We start from the raw sequence: 1,124 nt of genomic DNA on the forward strand, positions 1-1,124 counted from the left end.
AGTCTTACTATTTGCCGAAGCTTATTGCGGGCGAGTGGACTGGCACGATGTGTCTGACAGAACCACATTGTGGTACAGATCTTGGTCTAATCAAAACTAAAGCTGAGCCGCAAGCGGACGGTAGTGTGTCGATCACCGGTAACAAGGTCTGGATTACAGGCGGCGATCACGATATGACTGATAACATCATTCACTTGGTGTTGGCAAAGCTTCCGGATGCGCCTGCAGGCAGTAAGGGCATCTCATTGTTCTTGGTTCCGAAATTCCTTGAAGATGGTTCACGTAACCCTGCGTTCTGTGGCGGCCTAGAACACAAAATGGGGATAAAAGGATCAGCGACTTGTGTCATGAACTTTGAGGGTGCGAAAGGCTGGCTTGTTGGTAAAGAGAATGAAGGTTTGAAGTGCATGTTTACGATGATGAACGCTGCGCGCATCATGGTAGGTATGCAGGGTCTTGGTTTAGCTGAAACCGGTTACCAAGTATCTTTGGCTTTCGCGAAAGACCGCCTGCAGAGCCGTTCATTGACTGGCCCTAGAAACCCAGATGGTCCAGCAGATCCAATTATTGTTCACCCAGATGTACGTCGTATGCTGCTTAAGCAAAAGGTGTTGATTGAAGCTGGCCGCGCAATGGCGTATTGGGCTGCTTATCAGCAAGACTTAGCACATGCAGCTCCAGAAGAAGCGGATCGCGAAAAAGCAGATGATTTATTCCAGATCATGACGCCAATCGTGAAGTCATTCTTGACTGACGAAGGCTACTTCAGCGCAGATGCGGCACTTCAGTCTATGGGTGGTAACGGTTACACCCAAGATTGGCCAGTAGAGCAGTTATTACGTGATGGACGCATTGCACGTATCTACGAAGGCACAAATGGTATTCAAGCGCTTGATTTGATCGGACGTAAGCTGACGATGCGCGGCGGTCGTTTACCTCGCACTTATATCGCAGCAATGAATGACTTGATCGCTGATGCATTGCCAGAGCATAAGAAGCAAGCTGAGCAGTTCATCGCGAAGTTGACCCAAACCTTGATGGGATTGGTGAAAACAGTGATGAGCGATCCAGAAGAAGCGGGCGCAGCAGCAACACCGCTCCTACGCATGTTTGCTTTAACTAGT

1 protein-coding gene is annotated in these 1,124 nt (G+C 49.0%); it reads left to right on the forward strand.

The window, feature by feature from the left end; all coding sequences use genetic code 11:
* Positions 1-1,124: acyl-CoA dehydrogenase family protein (locus tag A3762_RS01250; protein WP_197468925.1), on the forward strand; the 1,124-nt coding region annotated here is incomplete at both ends.

It is taken from the genome of Oleiphilus sp. HI0125, from assembly GCF_001635355.1.